The sequence below is a fragment of the Streptomyces sp. NPDC051576 genome (assembly GCF_040681835.1).
Lineage (GTDB): Bacteria > Actinomycetota > Actinomycetes > Streptomycetales > Streptomycetaceae > Streptomyces.
In genome coordinates, this window is the sequence record NZ_JBFAZO010000001.1 from 850,482 (window position 1) to 866,207 (window position 15,726).

A 15,726-nucleotide genomic window follows, 5' to 3' on the forward strand; every position below is an offset into this window, starting at 1 on the left:
AAACACCGCAAGTGGAGGGAGCGCACATGGCTACAGGCAACCCCGAGGGCAAGAAGCAGCCACCGGAGGAGCAGCGCCTGGGACCGGTCCTCCGGCGGCGCGGCCAGGTGACCGCGAGCACGACCGACCAGCGCCTCCTGGACGCGGGCGGCCCCTCGGACTGGGTCCACACCGACCCGTGGCGCGTCCTGCGCATCCAGTCGGAGTTCATCGAAGGGTTCGGCACGCTGGCCGAACTGCCGCCCGCGATCAGCGTGTTCGGCTCGGCCCGCACCAAGGCGGACTCACCGGAGTACGAGGCGGGCGTACGGCTCGGACGCGCCCTGGTGGAGGCCGGGTGGGCCGTCATCACGGGCGGCGGCCCCGGTGCCATGGAAGCGGCCAACAAGGGCGCCCTGGAGGCCAAGGGCATCTCCGTCGGCCTGGGCATCGAGCTGCCCTTCGAGCAGGGGCTCAACGCCTATGTCGACATCGGGCTGAACTTCCGTTACTTCTTCGTCCGCAAGATGATGTTCGTCAAGTACGCGCAGGGCTTCGTGGTCCTGCCCGGCGGCCTGGGCACCCTCGACGAACTCTTCGAGGCGCTGACCCTGGTGCAGACCCAGAAGGTCACCCGGTTCCCGATCGTCCTGTTCGGGAGCGAGTACTGGGGCGGCCTGGTCGACTGGCTGAAGAACACGTTGATCGCCCAGGGCAAGGCGTCGGAGAAGGACCTCCTGCTGTTCCACGTCACGGACGACGTGGAGGAGGCGGTCGCGCTGGTGTCGAAGGAAGCCGGCCGCTAGCGGTTGGCCGAGGCTACGCGAGCCCTCGGCGGGCCACCGCCGGGGGCCGATGCCCCGCGATCGACGCCACCATGTCCAGCACCTGCCGGGTCTCGGCGACCTCGTGCACCCGGTACACCTGGGCACCCAGCCACGCCGACACGGCCGTGGTCGCGAGCGTGCCGACGACGCGTTCCTTGACCGGCTTGTCCAGGGTCTCGCCCACGAAGTCCTTGTTGGACAGCGAGACCAGCACCGGCCAGCCCGTGTCGACCATCTCGCCGAGGCGCCGGGTCGCCTCCAGGCTGTGCCGGGTGCTCTTCCCGAAGTCGTGCCCGGGGTCGATCAGCACCGACTCCCTGGGCACGCCCAGTTCCACGGCCCGTTCGGCGAGGCCCAGGGTCACGCGCAGGATGTCGGCCATGACGTCGTCGTACGCCACCCGGTGCGGACGGGTGCGCGGCTCGGCGCCGCCCGCGTGCGTGCACACCAGGCCCGCTCCGTGGCGCGCGGCGACCTCCGCGAGCCGGGGATCGACGCCGCCCCACGCGTCGTTGAGGAGATCCGCGCCGGCCTCGCAGACGGCCTCGCCGACCTCGTGCCGCCAGGTGTCGACGCTGATGATCACGTCCGGGAAGCGCCGCCGCACCTCGGCCACGAAGCCGACCGTGCGCCGCGCCTCCTCCTCGGCGGTCACCTCTTCGCCGGGGCCGGCCTTGACCCCGCCGACGTCGATGATCGCGGCCCCTTCGGCGACGGCCTGCTCCACGCGCGCGAGGGCGGGCTCGTCGCGGAACGTCGCCCCCTGGTCGTAGAAGGAGTCGGGGGTCCGGTTCACGATCGCCATGATCACCGGCTCGTGCGCGTCGAATTCACGCCTGCCCAGCCTGAGCATCCCCTGTGACCTCTCCTAGTGCGTACCGGTCTTCAGCCGCCTGTGACCCTAACTGTCAGCGTCGCATGGCACGATCGGACCCTGACACATTCGGCTTCGGCACGTCCGACCTCGACGCCTGTGGAGACCCCAGCGATGTTCATGTTCCTGTTCCTGGTCGTCGCGCTCGCCGTCGTGGTCGGCGCCGTGACCCTCTCGGTGATCGGCGGCGGCGACAGCGCCCCGCTCCCCGACGCCGCGCCCGAGCGCCTCGACGACCCGCTGCCCCTGGACCGGCCCGTCAACCGCGCCGATGTGGAGACCCTCCGGTTCCCGCTCGCCGCGCGGGGCTACCGCATGGCCGAGGTGGACGACGCGCTGGGCCGCATCGGCGCCGAACTCGCCGAGCGCGACGCCCGGATCGCCGACCTGGAGTCCGCGCTCGCGGGTGCGCACGCCCACCGCGTCCCGACCGAGAAGCCCGCGGAAGGCGACCACCAGTGAGCGACGCCGTGGCCGGTCCGGACGGTGCCCTGCGGTGTCCCTGGGCGCTGTCCACCGAGGACTACGTCGCCTACCACGACGAGGAGTGGGGCCGCCCGGTCCACGGCGACGACGCCCTCTACGAGCGCCTCTCCCTGGAGGCCTTCCAGTCGGGCCTCTCCTGGATCACGATCCTGCGCCGCCGTGAGGGCTTCCGCGCGGCCTTCGCCGGCTTCAGGATCGCCGAGGTGGCCACCTTCACCGACACCGACCGCGAACGTCTCCTCGCCGACACGGGCATCATCCGCAACCGCGCCAAGGTCGACGCGACGATCGCCAACGCGCGCGTGCTGGCCGACTGGGCGCCGGGCGAGCTGGACGAGTTCATCTGGTCCCACGCCCCGGCGCCGGGCCCGGCCCCGAAGTCGCTCGGGGACGTCCCGGCGGTCACGGACGAGTCGACGGCCCTGTCGAAGGCCCTGAAGAAGCGGGGCCTGAGATTCGTCGGGCCGACGACGGCGTACGCCCTGATGCAGGCGTGCGGACTGGTGGACGACCACCTGGCGGACTGTGTGTCCCGCCGCCTCTGAACCGGATCAGCGGCCCAGGTACTTCGGCTTCTCCTTGTTGACGAAGGCCTGCACGGCGATCGCGTGGTCCTCCGACGCGCCCGCGCGGGACTGAAGTTCGTCCTCTTTCTGAAGCGTCTCCTCAAGGGTGTGCGAGAAGCCGTAGGCCACCGCATCCTTGAGCGCCGCGTACGCCACCGTCGGCCCGTCGGCCAGGGCCCGCGCCACCTTCGCGGCCTCGGTGTGCAGCTCGGCGGCGGGCACCAGACGGTTCGCGATCCCGAGGTCGTAGGCGTCCTGCGCCGTGATCGTGCGCGGGAACAGCAGCAGGTCGGAGGCGCGCCCGGGTCCGACGACCCTTGGCAGCGTCCAGGAGATCCCGGAGTCCGCGGTCAACGCCACGCCCGCGAACGACGTGTTGAAGCCGGCGGTGTCCGCCACGACGCGGTAGTCCGCGGCCAGCGCGAGCCCGAAGCCGGCCCCGGCCGCCACGCCGTTGACCCCGGCCACCACGGGCTTCGCCATCCCGGCCAGCGCCCGCACGATCGGGTTGTAGTGCTCCTTCACGGTGGTCATGGTGACCCCCGTCCCGGCCTCCCGGTCGGCCGCCAGCAGCGTGATGTGCTCCTTGAGGTCCTGCCCCACACAGAACGCCCGCTCCCCGGCCGCGGTCAGCAGCACGGCCCGTACGGCGTCGTCCTCCGCCGCGGCCTGGACCGCCTCCCGGAGGGCGACCTTGGTCGCGACGTTCAGCGCGTTCATCGCCTCTGGGCGGTTCAGCGTGATCGTCGCGAGTCCGTCGCTCACCTCGTAGAGCACGGTGTCGGCCATGGTGTGTCCCCTCCGGTGTCGCCGCTTGGGCGTACCGGTCGGTACGCCCTACGTCCGTAGGACAGCATGGCGGAGATCACCGGCCGCGCACCGGACCGGACGTGTGACCTGCGTCAAAGAATTCGGGTCCGGATTCGGTCGGCCGGGGTCCGCGCGGCGGCGCAGTATCGCAGTCGCATCGGCGAATTGAGTGGTTTTGCTCGCGCGCGTTGCCCAAGCGATGCCGACTGATGTTGGTCATCGGGTCCTGAGATGCGGGATAATGGCTTGGAAGCAATGTGTTCGATGCCGGTGACGCGTGTCTCATTAGGGGCCGCGCGTGCCCTCCATGGGGCCGTCGGCGACGATGAGCTGGTTTCAGGAAGGGGAACGAGCATGGCGGCCATGAAGCCGCGGACGGGCGATGGCCCGCTCGAGGTGACCAAGGAGGGGCGGGGCATCGTCATGCGCGTTCCGCTCGAAGGCGGCGGGCGGCTCGTCGTCGAGCTGACCCCTGACGAGGCCGACGCGCTGGGCGACGCCCTCAAGAAGGTCGTCGGCTGACGCGGCGGAACGCGACCATACCCCTTCAGCTACCCCGGCACCTCGGATGGTGCCGGGGTAGCTGCTTTTCCGGGATTCTTCCGGGGTTCTACGGGCTTTTCCGGGCCCTACGGGCGGGTCAGCGCTTGACGGCGCACAGCAGGCCGTCGCCCACCGGGAGCAGTGACGGGACCAGCTCCGGGCTCTCGCGTACGGCGCGCAGCAGTTCGCGCAGGCGCAGTACCTCGGTGGGCTGGGGGCCCGAGTCGACGGTCCGGCCGTTGGCGAAGACGCCCTCGAAGACCACCAGGCCACCCGGACGCAGCAGGCGCAACGATTCAGCGAGATAGTCCAGGAACTCCTGCCGGTCACCGTCGCAGAACACGAGGTCGTAGCCGGCGTCCGCGAGCCGGGGCAGCACGTCCAGGGCGCGGCCCGGGATGAAGCGGGCCCGGTTGCTGGCGAAGCCGCAGGCGCGGAAGGCCTGGCGGGCGAACTGCTGGTGGTCCGGCTCCTGGTCGACGGTGGTCAGTACCCCGTCCGGCCGCATGCCGTGCAGAAGATGCATCCCGGAGATGCCGGTCCCGGTCCCGATCTCCGCCACCGCCTTCGCGTCCACGGTGGCGGCGAGCATCCGCAGCGCGGCGCCCGTGCCGGGCGACACCGAGCGCAGCCCTGCCTCGCGGGCCCGGTCACGGGCCCAGCGCAGCGCTTCGTCCTCGGCGACATAGGCGTCGGCGAACGCCCAGCTCGTCTGCCGGTTGGCGGTAATGACCCTCTCCTGTCCCCGTGGTTGCCTGGGCGTGACTGTATCCGTTGGTGCCGGGAACCTGCTGATGGGACCGGGCGTTTAGAGGGGGAGGAATGCACTGGGGGACACGGCCGGAGGGAAGAGCGGGGGATGAGGACGGATCAGCGCAGCGGGCAGAGGCACGGGCAGTGGCCCGGTCCGGGGCACGAGGATCGGCTCGCACTGCCGGAAGGTCGGTATGAGCCCGTATCAAATTCTCGTAAAACCCCTTATCCGGAGCTAACGGGGCAGGTGGCTATGGTAGGGGCTCCACTGGACACCACCAGAGCCGACAGGGGAGGTGCGGCTGTACCTGTGGATCGGGGAGGAGTGCTCCGGCGCTTTCTCGGATCGGCGGGCAGGCCGAAATCCGTGAACGACACCGCTGCTGACCACAGCCACGCCGCTGACCATGCCCAGACCGCGACCTTCTCCACCGACGCGGACGGGCAGGCGTGGACTCCGCCCACCTGGGAGGAGATCGTCAGCACCCACAGCGGCCGTGTGTACCGGCTCGCGTACCGCCTGACGGGGAACCAGCACGACGCCGAGGACCTCACACAGGAGGTCTTCGTCCGGGTCTTCCGTTCCCTGTCGACCTACACGCCCGGCACCTTCGAGGGCTGGCTGCACCGCATCACCACCAACCTCTTCCTGGACATGGTCCGCCGCAAGCAGCGCATCCGTTTCGACGCGCTGGGGGAGGACGCGGCCGAGCGCCTGCCCAGCCGCGAGCCGTCCCCTCAGCAGGTCTTCAACGACGCGCACTTCGACGCGGACGTCCAGCAGGCCCTGGACACCCTCGCTCCGGAGTTCCGGGCGGCGGTCGTCCTGTGCGACATCGAGGGGCTCTCCTACGAGGAGATCGCCGCGACCCTGGGCGTCAAGCTCGGCACGGTCCGTTCCCGGATCCACCGCGGCCGCTCCCAGCTCCGCAAGGCCCTCGCGCACCGCTCGCCGGAAGCACGGGCCGAGCGCCGTTCCTTCGTGGCGCGTGTGCCCGCGCTGGGGGGAGGGGGCGCGACCGCGTGAGTGGATCACGTCCTACGCCTGCTGAGCAGCATCTGGGAGACCGACTTTCCGCCCTGGTGGACGGGGAGCTCGGTCATGAGTCGCGCGAGCGCGTACTGGCGCACCTGGCCACCTGTACGAAGTGCAAGGCCGAGGCCGACGCGCAGCGCCGACTGAAGAACGTGTTCGCGGAAATGGCCCCGCCGCCCCCCTCCGAGAGCTTCCTGGCCCGCCTCCAGGGGCTGCCCGGGGGAGGCGACGACACGGACGGCGAGGAGCCGCCCGGTGGGGGACTCCTCGCCGGGGTGGGCTTCTTCGGCGTGAAAAGAGACGGGCCGCTCGACGCCTTCGAGTTCGGCTACGTCCCCGCGGGCCCGCACGCCGCAACAGCCCTGACCTCATCCTCCCCGTCCGCCCGTGACGGTTTCCGTATCCACGACGTCAGCCGGCACGACGCCGACCGCTCTGCCTCGCGCGGGATGCGGTTCGCGTTCGTCGCCGCCGGCGCGGTGTCGCTGGCCGCGATCGCGCTGGGCGGGGTGGCCACGGTCACGCCGGGCGACACCGCGGCCGAGGTGCGGGGCGGTGCCGGTGTGACTCCGGCGCGTACGCAGGGCACGGGTGCGGCGACCCCGGAGTCGGGGCGTCGCCGTGCCGGAGTCGGACCCCTGCTGGCGCAGGGCGCGAACCAGCGGTCGATGCTCGGCGACACCTCGGTGGCACCGACCTCCGTGTCCGCGCCACTGCTGCCCGGGGTGCCGTCTCCCGCGACCGCCCGGAGCGACGAGGTCATGCACACCCTGACCGCGCCGGTGATGGCCGGTGCGGCAGTCATGTCCCCGCTGATACGCCCGCTCAACGCGACCCCGCCGGTCGCCCTCACGTCATGGTCCAACGCCCCCGAGGCCATGGCGCCCGGTCTGCTACGAGCCCCCGACACCACCTCTTCCCCCACCCCCACCCCCACGACCTCCTCCAACCCCCTCCACTGACTGACCCCTGCGCTCCGGCGCATTTACGGGGTGGCACGGCGGGCGGTGGAGAGACGAGGGGACATGGGGCTCTGCCGGGGGCTGAGCGGTGAGGCCTCGACTGGGGGTGCGGCTGGGGCTGTTGGGGGCGGCTTCGAGTCGGGCCGTGCCGCTCCGGGCCCCCGCCCCGTGCCGAAGGCACCGGGCACCGGCGCAGGCATAGGCGTAGACGCCGGCGGCGATGTCCAACCGAGCCGCCCCCCCGCCGAACCCCCAACAACCACCGGCGCACTCCTCCCCTCCGCCGACCGGCCCAGGCCCCTGCCCCCTACAGCACCCCGCCGTACGGCGAGCCGGGCCCCTGGGCGCTCGCGCCGCCCGTTCAGCACCCGGTGTGGTCTCCGTACCCGGCGCGGCTCCACGGGCCCCTACAGCCGCTCCGGGTACTCCAGCCCCAACACCCCCGGCACCTGACCCTCCAGCGCAACGGCAAGAAGAAGACACCCCCGCTGGTCCTCGCCTCCTCCACCGGAGGTCGGGGCAGCCGATTGACACAAACCTCACAGGTGAGCGGCGCGCCCCCGCCCCCACAAGGCAAACAACCCGGAAAACCGGTCGCGTACACCTACTCGTAGCCCCCGGGACAGTACCGGTCGGGTGGGATCGCCGGGTACCGTGGACCCGGCCCGGACCACGGAAGACCGCACAGACCCCGAGGGCCGAGGACCGAGGACATCGCAAGGAGCTTCAGGTGTTCAATGACATAGGACCGCTAGAGCTGGTGACGATCATTGTCCTCGCCGTGCTCGTTTTCGGTCCGGACAAGCTCCCGAAGGTCATCCAGGACGTCATGCGGACGATCAAGAAGATCCGCGAGTTCTCGGAGAGCGCCAAGGCGGACATCCGCGAAGAGCTGGGTCCGGATTTCAAGGACTTCGACTTCGAGGACCTGAACCCCAAGACGTTCCTGCGCAAGCAGTTGGACAACGACGAGCTGGGGCTCAAGGAGATCCGCAACGGCTTCGACCTGAAGAAGGAGATGGCCGAGGTCACGGAGGCGGTCCAGAGTGCGGACACCCCTGCCTCCGCCTCCCCCTCCTCCGGCAGCGGTCGTCTCGACATGACCAAGAAGCCCGAGGACCCCGAGAAGGACGAGCGCCCGCCCTTCGACGCGGACGCCACCTGATCCTCGCGCGCGGCTCCCACGTGACGCGTTTCATACCTTCGCCACGCCCTCGTACGGCCTGAACGCGGCCCCCGCACGCCTCACGCGCCGGGCGCTTTCCGGGCTGCCTGCCATGAGGTGGCTATGCTGCCGAGTTGTTGTGCGGACCGGGCGAGTCGCCCGACGGGGGGCGGGCCGCCCCGGTCCGACGAGAGCGAGGAGGCGTGCGGAGCATGGAGACGACGAGTCGGGTGGGCGCACAGGCGCCGGCCGCGGAGGGTGGACAACAGGTCCCCTCCGCCCGGCGCACGGTCGACGGCTACCTGCTGGCGCCCTTCCCGTGGTACGGCCTCGACGAGGCCTTCACGGGGCCGCGGTGGCTGATGCAGGTGGGCATGGCGGCGGACGGAGCCGTCGAGCACGGTTCGATCGGGCACGGCGACGAGCCCTCCGTACGCAACGAAGGCACGGAGGACAAGGAGAAGTTCGCGGTGGTCGTCACCGTCGCGGGCAACCCCGCCCGGCGCACCGCGGACGGCACGGGCCTGCTGGAGGCCACCTCGGTGTCCTCGGCGGCCTGGCTCGCCGGTGTGGGGCTGCTGTCCTTCACCTGGCCCGGCCAGATGGACCACACCCTGCGCGACGACTGGCTGGAGCAGCAGACGGAGACGGCCTGGGTGCTGGCCGACGACCTCGCCGGCGACGACTGGTCGACCCTGTCCCTGCCGGTGGACGGCGTCCCGACGCCCTTCCACTACCGCGAGTCGGAGTTCGGCTGGGTGCTGGCCGGCTCGACCCAGGCGGGGGTCCACGTGGGGGCGTACGGGAGGGGCATGAGCGCGTACGGGCTCGGCTTCGCCATGATCAAGGACATCGCTGCCTACGCCCAGTAGCGGCGGTACGACGATGGGGGCGCCGTCCGGTGAGACGGCGCCCCCATCGTCGTAGGAGAGCGAAATCCTCGTAAGAAGATCCCTAGAACTTGTTCTTGGGAGTGATCCCCAGCGACAGTCCCGAAAGACCCCGCTGCCGTCCCCCCAGCTTGCCCGCGATGGCCCGCAGCGCCGCGCCCGCCGGGGAGTCCGGGTCGGTCAGGACGACCGGTTTGCCCTCGTCGCCGCCCTCGCGGAGGCGGACGTCGATCGGGATGGAGCCGAGGACGGGGACCGAGGCGCCCGTCGTGCGGGTCAGGCCGTCGGCCACCGACTGGCCGCCGCCGGTGCCGAAGACGTCGACCATCTCGCCGCAGTGCGGGCACGGCAGGCCCGCCATGTTCTCGACGACACCGACGATCTTCTGGTGGGTCTGGACCGCGATGGAACCGGCCCGCTCGGCGACCTCGGCCGCCGCCTGCTGGGGGGTCGTCACGACCAGGATCTCGGCGTTCGGGACGAGCTGGGCGACGGAGATCGCGATGTCGCCGGTGCCCGGCGGGAGGTCGAGGAGCAGCACGTCCAGGTCGCCCCAGTACACGTCCGCCAGGAACTGCTGGAGCGCCCGGTGCAGCATCGGGCCGCGCCACACCACCGGTGTGTTGCCCGGGGTGAACATGCCGATGGAGATGACCTTCACGCCGTTCGCCGACGGCGGCATGATCATGTTCTCGACCTGGGTGGGGGTGCCGTCGGCGCCCAGCATGCGCGGCACGCTGTGGCCGTAGATGTCGGCGTCGACGACACCGACCTTGAGGCCGTCGGCGGCCATCGCCGCCGCGAGGTTGACCGTCACCGAGGACTTGCCGACGCCGCCCTTGCCGGAGGCGACCGCGTACACGCGGGTGAGGGAGCCGGGCTTGGCGAAGGGGACCTCGCGCTCGGTCTGGCCACCGCGCAGCGCGGTCGCGAGTTCCTTGCGCTGCTCGTCGCTCATCACGTCCAGGGTCACGTCGACGCCGGTGACGCCCTCGACGCGCGAGACCGCCTCCGTCACACGCTGCGTGATCGTCTCGCGCATGGGACAGCCGGAGACCGTCAGGTACACGGTGACCGCGACCGCTCCGTCCGCACCGATCTCCACCGACTTGACCATCCCCAGTTCGGTGATGGGTCGGTTGATCTCGGGGTCGTTCACCGTCGACAGTGCTTCGCGCACCGCGTCTTCCGTAGCCATAGGGTCGATGGTACGGCGCCGACCGGTCCCTTCGGCCAGCCCCTCAGCGGTCGTCTGCGTCACGCCCGGCAGACCGATCCGCCGGGACTGCCGGGAATGCGACATGCCCGTCGTGCCGCTCGTCCAGCTCCTTCACCAGGTCCTGCAGTTCGGAGCGGATCCAGTCCCGGGTGGCCACCTCGCCGAGACCGATCCGCAGGGCGGCGATCTCGCGGGTGAGGTACTCGGTGTCGGCGATCGACCGCTCGTTCTGCTTGCGGTCCTGTTCGAGGTTGACCCGGTCGCGGTCGTCCTGCCGGTTCTGCGCGAGCAGGATCAGCGGGGCGGCGTAGGAGGCCTGGAGGGACAGCATCAGCGTGAGGAAGATGAACGGGTAGTTGTCGAAGCGCACCTCGCGCGGGGCGAAGACGTTCCACAGCACCCACGCGATGATGACGATCGTCATCCAGACGATGAACCGCCCGGTGCCCAGGAACCGCGCGATCCGCTCCGACAGCCGCCCGAAGGCCTCCGGGTCGTACTCGGGCAGCAGCCGGCGCCGGGGCGGGCGCGGCTGGTCGAGCCGGGCCCGCGACCGGGTGGCGGCGGTCGCGCCCGCCGGTGTCCGCTCGCGCGTGGTCTCGCGCTCAGGAGTCATGAGCCGCCACCTCCTCACTCTCGTCCGGCTCGTCCTCGTCCAGATGGAATTCCGTCTCCCGCCAGTCCTCCGGCAGCATGTGGTCCAGTACGTCGTCCACGGTCACCGCGCCGAGCAGCGACCCGGTCTCGTCGACCACGGGCGCCGCGACCATGTCGTACGTCGCGAAGAACCCGGCGACGAGCTGGAGCGTGGCGTCCGGGTCCAGCGGCTGAAGGTCGTCGTCGATGATCGCGCTGACCAGGGTGTAGGGCGGGTCGCGCAGCAGCCGCTGGAAGTGGACCGTGCCGAGGTACTTGCCGGTGGGGGTGTCGTCGGGCGGGCGGCATACGTAGACCTGGGCGGCGAGCGCGGGGGAGAGGTCGGCGTTGCGGATGCGGGCGAGCGCGTCGGCGACGGTCGAGTCGGGCCGCAGGATGATCGGCTCGGTCGTCATCAGGCCGCCCGCCGTGTGCTCCTCGTAGGACATCAGGCGCCGTACGTCGGCCGCCTCGGAGGGCTGCATCAGGTTCAGCAGGCGCTCCTTGTCGTCCTCGGGGAGTTCGGAGAGCAGGTCGGCCGCGTCGTCCGGGTCCATCGCCTCCAGGACGTCCGCCGCGCGCTCCTCCTTGAGCTTGCCGAGGATCTCGATCTGGTCGTCCTCCGGCAGCTCTTCGAGGACGTCGGCGAGGCGGTCGTCGTCGAGGGCGGCGGCGACCTCCGCCCGCCGCTTGGGCGAGAGGTGGTGCAGCACGTTGGCGAGGTCGGCGGGGCGGAGCTGCTCGAAGGTGGCCAGGAGGCTCTCCGCGCCCTGTCCCTGCTCCTCCAGGGAGAAACCGGTGACGGCGGACCACTCCACGGTCAGCGTCTCGCCCTTGGTCCTCCTGAACGCTCCGCTCTTGCCCTTCCGTACGAAGATCCGGTCGATCTCCCAGTCCCGGCGGGCCGGCAGATGCTGCACCGACAGGTCGAGGACGGTGACCTCCTCGCCGGTCTCGACCAGGGTGACGCGCCGGTCCATGAGTTCGCCGAACACCAGCCGCTCGGTGGGCCGTTGCTCGAAGCGGCGGACGTTGAGCACGCCGGTGGTGATGACCTGGCCGGACTCGATGCCGGTGACCCGGGTCATGGGGAGGAAGATCCGGCGCCGGGTGGAGAGTTCGACGACCAGGCCGAGCAGCCTGGGGGGCTTCTGGCCGACGCGCAGCATGACGACGAGGTCGCGGACGCGGCCCACCTGGTCGCCGTTGGGATCGAAGACGGCGACACCGGAGAGGTGTGAGACGAAGACCCGAGGGGCGCCTCCAGCCATGGCCGCACCTCCCTTCCTTCCTGGTTTCCGGATGGGTTGAATTGCCCGCTCGGATGGGCTTCAGGCTAGCCCGTCCGTTTGCGATCCGCGCAGGTGGGCGGTCCGGACGGTCTGCCTCCGCCACTGACCGGAGACCCCGGTACGCTGCCGTACGCCATCGACCCCCGCACGAAAGGCAAGCCACCTGTGACTGCGATTCCCGAGGCCCGAAACCGTCGTGCGGCGCTGCTCGGCGCGGTGTGTGTCCTGGCCGTGACGGGGACGGCGCTGACGGGGTGCGGCGGCGAGGATCCGGACGCGGGGACCAACGGGGTCGGCAAGCTGGCGGCCGACAAGATCCAGTCGAAGTCGGTGACGGCCGCGGGCGCCGCCGACGCGGTCCGGCTCTCCGGGACCGTCGTCGCCGGCGGGCGGACGTACACGCTCGACATGCGGCTGAAGTCCGACGGCGGCAGCGGGTCGGTCACCTCCAAGGGGGCGACCTTCGGGCTGCTGCGGGTCGGTGAGCAGTTGTATCTGAAGGCGGACGCGGACTTCTGGAACAGCAACGGGGACACGGGTGCCGGTGACACGCTCCACGGCAAGTACGTGAAGGTGCCGCAAGGCGACCCCTCGTACAAGAAGTTCAGTGGCTTCACGGACAAGGACGTACTCCTCTCCAGTCTGCTGACCCTGCACGGCACCCTCGCGACGAACGGGCACCACGACCAGAACGGCGTCCGGACGATCCGCATCACCGGCGACGACGGCTCCGGCGGCACCCTCGACGTCTCCCTGGAGGGCAAGCCGTATCCCCTGCGGCTGGTCCGCGCGGGCGGCGCGGGCACGCTGACCTTCTCGGACTGGGGCAAGAGCTTCGCCGTGAAGGAACCGGCGGACAGTGACACCGTGGACTACGGCAAGCAACTGCCGTCGTCCTAAGGGGCGTTACCCGCGTTTGCGTTTCTTCAGGAGCAGGCGCGGCAGGCCGGCCGGAACCGGCTGACGGGTCGTCGCGGGTGACGGCAGCGGAGGCTCGGCGAGTGAACCCTCCGGGAGGGCGGCCGTCGTGCCCGTCGGTTCGAGCCGCAGCACCCGGCACTCGCGGGCCCAGCGGTCCGTCATGGCCTCGCCGTCGGGGGCGTTGAGGCGCTTGCCCTTGAGCTCGGCGACGGTCGCCTGCCAGGCCTCGGAACCCGGGGCCAGTTCCGCGACCCTCGCCGTCCAGGAGACCAGCCGGCCGCCCTTGTCCTTGCTGCGGACCGTGACCTCGGCGGCGCCGCCGTCGGTCAGCCCCGGCAGCGGCTGCTCGCCGGGACCGTCCCCGATCAGACAGGCCGCGCCCTCGTGCCAGACATGCCACAGGGCACGGGCCGGGACACCCGGACCGCCCACCCACACGAGGCCGGACTTCTTGGTGGCCTCCTCGACGAGGGCCCGGTCGAGCAGCCCGCTCGGCTCGCTAGTCATGACCTCAGCCTATCCAGGCCGCTCACAGCCAGCCGTTGCGCTTCAGCGTGCGGTGGATCGCCAGACAGACGGTCACGGTGAAGGCGAGCACCGCCGGATACCCGTACTTCGCGTGCAGCTCGGGCATGTGCTCGAAGTTCATGCCGTACACACCGGTCACCATCGTCGGTACGGCGATGATCGCGGCCCACGCGGTGATCTTCCGCATGTCCTCGTTCTGCGCGACGGAGGCCTGCGCGAGGTTGGCCTGGAGGATCGAGTTGAGCAGCTCGTCGAAGCCGATGACCTGCTCGTGGACCCGGGCGAGGTGGTCGGCGACATCCCGGAAGTACTTCTGGATGTCGGGGTCGATCAGCCGCATCGGCCGCTCGCTCAGCAACTGCATGGGACGCAGCAGCGGCGACACCGCGCGCTTGAACTCCAGCACCTCGCGCTTGAGTTGGTAGATCCGCGCCGAGTCGACACCGCGCGAGACCCCGCCCCTGCGGCCCGGCGTGAACACCTCGGTCTCGACCTCGTCGATGTCGTCCTGCACCGCGTCCGCGACCGCGACATAGCCGTCGACGACATGGTCGGCGATCGCGTGCAGCACCGCCGAGGGGCCGCGGGCGAGCAGCTCGGGGTCGTCCTGGAGGCGGTGGCGCAGCGCCCGCAGCGAGCCCTGGCCGCCGTGCCGGACGGTGATGAAGAAGTCCCGCCCGGTGAAGCACATGACCTCGCCGGTCTCGACGACCTCGCTGTTGGCGGTGAGCTGGTCGTGCTCGACGTAGTGGATGGTCTTGAAGACGGTGAACAGGGAGTCGTCGTAGCGCTCCAGCTTGGGCCGCTGGTGGGCCTGTACGGCGTCCTCGACGGCGAGCGGGTGGAGTCCGAACTCCCCGGCGATACCGGCGAATTCGGCCTCGGTGGGCTCGTGCAGCCCGATCCACACGAAGCCGCCGTCGCGGCGCACCTGGCGCATCGCCTCGTGCGGGGTCATCGGCCTGCCGGAGTCGACGCGGGCGCCGTCGCGGTAGACGGCGCAGTCGACGACGGCCGAGGGGGTGCCGGGGTCCCGGGTCGTGTCGTACGCACCGCCGTCCTTGCGCAGGGAGGGACGGGACGGGCGGACCACGGCACGCAGGTCGCGGATCATCGACATGGCGGGCTCCTTCGCGACGAGCAACGAAAGGCGCCAACGACGGTTGGAACTGCCCGGAATGGGGACGTCCTGTGTGCGGATGTTTGGCACGTCCACAAAGCGGGGAGCACCGCACCGTCGCGGTGGCGGGTTTCGCTACTGATTCAGGTACTGACGTACAGGTCAGACAGATCAGGTAAAGAAACGAAATGCTCTTCCGCGACGGTGAAGAAGTGCGAGCGGCGACAGCCGGCTGGAGGCCAGAACCAGAGCTACGACATCAGCGGCCGGAAGAGCGGGTGGTACTGCCAGGTCGACTTCGGTCCATTGCAGCCCCACCTCCTCCGGCCGGTCCCCCGTAGGGGAGTCTCAACGGCGTCGGGACTTGATCGCGACGCTTCTGCGTGCTGCCCCGAACGACCGGCCAAGACTATCAGCCGACAGAAGTGTCAAGGCGCTGCTTTGCCCGGTACTGACGAGTTCTATGCTCGCCGCATGGTTGATGTTCTTGCTCTGGTCGAGGCACGGTTGCGTACCGCGCTGGGCGAACCGGACGCGCGCGCCGCGGTCACTTTCCTGGGTACGGACCGCGTCGAGGTGCTGCGTTTTCAGAGCACCGACCAGGAGGGTGTCCTCGTCCGCTACGCCACGCTCGGCATGTCCGCACAGCCCATGAGCGACCCCGCGGCGATGCTCGCCGACCCGGTCGCGGGACCGCGCGCCGAGCTGGTCCTGTCCGTGCGCGGCGGGCACGCCGACACCGACAAGGTGCTCCGCCCGCTCGCCGTGCTCGCCGCGTCCCCGCAGGTCGAGGGCGTGATCGTGGCCCCCGGCGCCTCGCTCGACGTGGGTGAACCGCTGTGGCCCGGCGCCCCGTTCACCTCGGTGCTGGTCGCCGAGCCGGGCGGTCTGGTCGAGGACCTGGAACTCGACGCGCCCCTGGACCCCGTCCGCTTTCTGCCGCTGCTCCCGATGACCCCGAACGAGGCCGCCTGGAAGCGCGTCCACGGCGCCCAGGCCCTTCAGGAGCGCTGGCTGACGAACGGGACGGACCTGCGGGATCCGTCCCGCAAGTCCGTCCCGCTCGACTGACAGCCGGAGTGACAGTCGGAGTGAGCAAGCTCACCAACGGCGGCCGGG

At 70.6% G+C, this 15,726-nt stretch carries 18 protein-coding genes; 10 read left to right on the forward strand and 8 right to left on the reverse strand.

Annotated elements, in window-relative coordinates; genetic code table 11:
• Positions 1-26 precede the first annotated feature (26 nt).
• Positions 27-785 (forward strand): TIGR00730 family Rossman fold protein, encoded by a 759-nt coding sequence (locus tag AB0M63_RS04050; protein ID WP_355922173.1) that lies wholly within the window; start codon positions 27-29, stop codon positions 783-785.
• Positions 786-798: 13 nt separating this feature from the next.
• Here the strand turns inward: AB0M63_RS04050 and folP are convergent, their stop codons facing one another.
• Positions 799-1,659: a dihydropteroate synthase gene (gene folP, locus AB0M63_RS04055; protein ID WP_355922170.1), complete on the reverse strand. Its 861-nt coding sequence runs from the start codon at positions 1,657-1,659 to the stop codon at positions 799-801.
• A gap of 135 nt (positions 1,660-1,794) precedes the next feature.
• Here folP and AB0M63_RS04060 point away from each other — a divergent pair, with 135 nt between their 5' ends.
• Positions 1,795-2,142 carry a DivIVA domain-containing protein gene (locus AB0M63_RS04060; protein ID WP_355922167.1) on the forward strand — a complete coding sequence of 116 codons (348 nt, stop codon included), beginning with the start codon at positions 1,795-1,797 and terminating at the stop codon, positions 2,140-2,142.
• Positions 2,139-2,711 (forward strand): DNA-3-methyladenine glycosylase I, encoded by a 573-nt coding sequence (locus AB0M63_RS04065; RefSeq protein ID WP_366018292.1) that lies wholly within the window; start codon positions 2,139-2,141, stop codon positions 2,709-2,711. Before AB0M63_RS04060 ends, AB0M63_RS04065 begins: the two co-directional genes overlap by 4 nt.
• 6 nt (positions 2,712-2,717) lie before the next feature.
• On the opposite strand, the gene AB0M63_RS04070 is transcribed toward AB0M63_RS04065, so the two are convergent.
• Positions 2,718-3,521 (reverse strand): enoyl-CoA hydratase-related protein, encoded by an 804-nt coding sequence (locus AB0M63_RS04070; RefSeq protein WP_366018293.1) that lies wholly within the window; start codon positions 3,519-3,521, stop codon positions 2,718-2,720.
• Positions 3,522-3,896: 375 nt separating this feature from the next.
• On the opposite strand from AB0M63_RS04070, the gene AB0M63_RS04075 reads away from it, so the two are divergent.
• Complete coding sequence (locus tag AB0M63_RS04075) at positions 3,897-4,064, forward strand: DUF3117 domain-containing protein (protein WP_003966491.1); 168 nt, start codon at positions 3,897-3,899, stop codon at positions 4,062-4,064.
• Positions 4,065-4,182: 118 nt separating this feature from the next.
• Here AB0M63_RS04075 and AB0M63_RS04080 read toward each other — a convergent pair whose 3' ends face one another.
• Positions 4,183-4,881 carry an O-methyltransferase gene (locus tag AB0M63_RS04080; RefSeq protein ID WP_355922250.1) on the reverse strand — a complete coding sequence of 233 codons (699 nt, stop codon included), beginning with the start codon at positions 4,879-4,881 and terminating at the stop codon, positions 4,183-4,185.
• A 210-nt stretch (positions 4,882-5,091) separates the two neighbouring features.
• On the opposite strand from AB0M63_RS04080, the gene sigE reads away from it, so the two are divergent.
• From sigE to AB0M63_RS04100, 4 genes are all read left to right on the forward strand, one after another.
• Positions 5,092-5,865: an RNA polymerase sigma factor SigE gene (gene sigE / locus AB0M63_RS04085; protein ID WP_174447548.1), complete on the forward strand. Its 774-nt coding sequence runs from the start codon at positions 5,092-5,094 to the stop codon at positions 5,863-5,865.
• The gene (locus tag AB0M63_RS04090; RefSeq protein ID WP_355922157.1) at positions 5,862-6,836 is read left to right on the forward strand and encodes an anti-sigma factor; all 975 of its coding nucleotides are present in this window, start codon (positions 5,862-5,864) and stop codon (positions 6,834-6,836) included. Before sigE ends, AB0M63_RS04090 begins: the two co-directional genes overlap by 4 nt.
• 730 nt (positions 6,837-7,566) lie before the next feature.
• Complete coding sequence (locus tag AB0M63_RS04095) at positions 7,567-8,001, forward strand: sec-independent translocase (protein ID WP_355922247.1); 435 nt, start codon at positions 7,567-7,569, stop codon at positions 7,999-8,001.
• Positions 8,002-8,213: 212 nt separating this feature from the next.
• Complete coding sequence (locus AB0M63_RS04100) at positions 8,214-8,873, forward strand: hypothetical protein (protein ID WP_355922154.1); 660 nt, start codon at positions 8,214-8,216, stop codon at positions 8,871-8,873.
• An 82-nt stretch (positions 8,874-8,955) separates the two neighbouring features.
• Here the strand turns inward: AB0M63_RS04100 and AB0M63_RS04105 are convergent, their stop codons facing one another.
• The 3 genes from AB0M63_RS04105 to AB0M63_RS04115 are packed head-to-tail and all read right to left on the reverse strand — an operon-like array spanning position 8,956 to position 12,017.
• Positions 8,956-10,089, reverse strand: a complete 1,134-nt coding sequence (locus AB0M63_RS04105; protein WP_355922151.1) for an Mrp/NBP35 family ATP-binding protein — start codon at positions 10,087-10,089, stop codon at positions 8,956-8,958.
• Positions 10,090-10,132: 43 nt separating this feature from the next.
• Entirely contained in the window at positions 10,133-10,726 is a 594-nt protein-coding gene (locus tag AB0M63_RS04110; RefSeq protein ID WP_355922148.1) for a DUF1003 domain-containing protein, read from the reverse strand.
• Positions 10,716-12,017, reverse strand: coding sequence for a CBS domain-containing protein (locus AB0M63_RS04115; RefSeq protein ID WP_355922145.1), 1,302 nt, complete (start codon positions 12,015-12,017; stop codon positions 10,716-10,718). Before AB0M63_RS04115 ends, AB0M63_RS04110 begins: the two co-directional genes overlap by 11 nt.
• Positions 12,018-12,203: 186 nt before the next feature.
• On the opposite strand from AB0M63_RS04115, the gene AB0M63_RS04120 reads away from it, so the two are divergent.
• Positions 12,204-12,938, forward strand: coding sequence for a hypothetical protein (locus AB0M63_RS04120; protein WP_355922142.1), 735 nt, complete (start codon positions 12,204-12,206; stop codon positions 12,936-12,938).
• A gap of 6 nt (positions 12,939-12,944) precedes the next feature.
• Here the strand turns inward: AB0M63_RS04120 and AB0M63_RS04125 are convergent, their stop codons facing one another.
• Both AB0M63_RS04125 and AB0M63_RS04130 read right to left on the reverse strand, forming a co-directional pair.
• Positions 12,945-13,466 (reverse strand): hypothetical protein, encoded by a 522-nt coding sequence (locus tag AB0M63_RS04125; protein ID WP_366018294.1) that lies wholly within the window; start codon positions 13,464-13,466, stop codon positions 12,945-12,947.
• A gap of 22 nt (positions 13,467-13,488) precedes the next feature.
• Complete coding sequence (locus tag AB0M63_RS04130) at positions 13,489-14,607, reverse strand: magnesium and cobalt transport protein CorA (RefSeq protein ID WP_355922136.1); 1,119 nt, start codon at positions 14,605-14,607, stop codon at positions 13,489-13,491.
• Between the two features lie 474 nt (positions 14,608-15,081).
• On the opposite strand from AB0M63_RS04130, the gene AB0M63_RS04135 reads away from it, so the two are divergent.
• Positions 15,082-15,678: a suppressor of fused domain protein gene (locus AB0M63_RS04135; RefSeq protein ID WP_366018295.1), complete on the forward strand. Its 597-nt coding sequence runs from the start codon at positions 15,082-15,084 to the stop codon at positions 15,676-15,678.
• The last annotated feature ends 48 nt before the right edge of the window (positions 15,679-15,726 follow it).

What these genes read in the sequence shown, in the direction of transcription:
- AB0M63_RS04105 (WP_355922151.1), bottom strand. Translation starts at nt 10,089, where the DNA reads ATGGCTACGGAAGACGCGGTGCGCGAAGCACTGTCGACGGTGAACGAC.
- sigE (WP_174447548.1), top strand. Translation starts at nt 5,092, where the DNA reads ATGGTAGGGGCTCCACTGGACACCACCAGAGCCGACAGGGGAGGTGCG.
- AB0M63_RS04115 (WP_355922145.1), bottom strand. Translation starts at nt 12,017, where the DNA reads ATGGCTGGAGGCGCCCCTCGGGTCTTCGTCTCACACCTCTCCGGTGTC.
- AB0M63_RS04130 (WP_355922136.1), bottom strand. Translation starts at nt 14,607, where the DNA reads ATGTCGATGATCCGCGACCTGCGTGCCGTGGTCCGCCCGTCCCGTCCC.
- AB0M63_RS04070 (WP_366018293.1), bottom strand. Translation starts at nt 3,521, where the DNA reads ATGGCCGACACCGTGCTCTACGAGGTGAGCGACGGACTCGCGACGATC.
- folP (WP_355922170.1), bottom strand. Translation starts at nt 1,659, where the DNA reads ATGCTCAGGCTGGGCAGGCGTGAATTCGACGCGCACGAGCCGGTGATC.
- AB0M63_RS04075 (WP_003966491.1), top strand. Translation starts at nt 3,897, where the DNA reads ATGGCGGCCATGAAGCCGCGGACGGGCGATGGCCCGCTCGAGGTGACC.
- AB0M63_RS04125 (WP_366018294.1), bottom strand. Translation starts at nt 13,466, where the DNA reads ATGACTAGCGAGCCGAGCGGGCTGCTCGACCGGGCCCTCGTCGAGGAG.
- AB0M63_RS04135 (WP_366018295.1), top strand. Translation starts at nt 15,082, where the DNA reads ATGGTTGATGTTCTTGCTCTGGTCGAGGCACGGTTGCGTACCGCGCTG.
- AB0M63_RS04060 (WP_355922167.1), top strand. Translation starts at nt 1,795, where the DNA reads ATGTTCATGTTCCTGTTCCTGGTCGTCGCGCTCGCCGTCGTGGTCGGC.
- AB0M63_RS04050 (WP_355922173.1), top strand. Translation starts at nt 27, where the DNA reads ATGGCTACAGGCAACCCCGAGGGCAAGAAGCAGCCACCGGAGGAGCAG.
- AB0M63_RS04110 (WP_355922148.1), bottom strand. Translation starts at nt 10,726, where the DNA reads ATGACTCCTGAGCGCGAGACCACGCGCGAGCGGACACCGGCGGGCGCG.
- AB0M63_RS04100 (WP_355922154.1), top strand. Translation starts at nt 8,214, where the DNA reads ATGGAGACGACGAGTCGGGTGGGCGCACAGGCGCCGGCCGCGGAGGGT.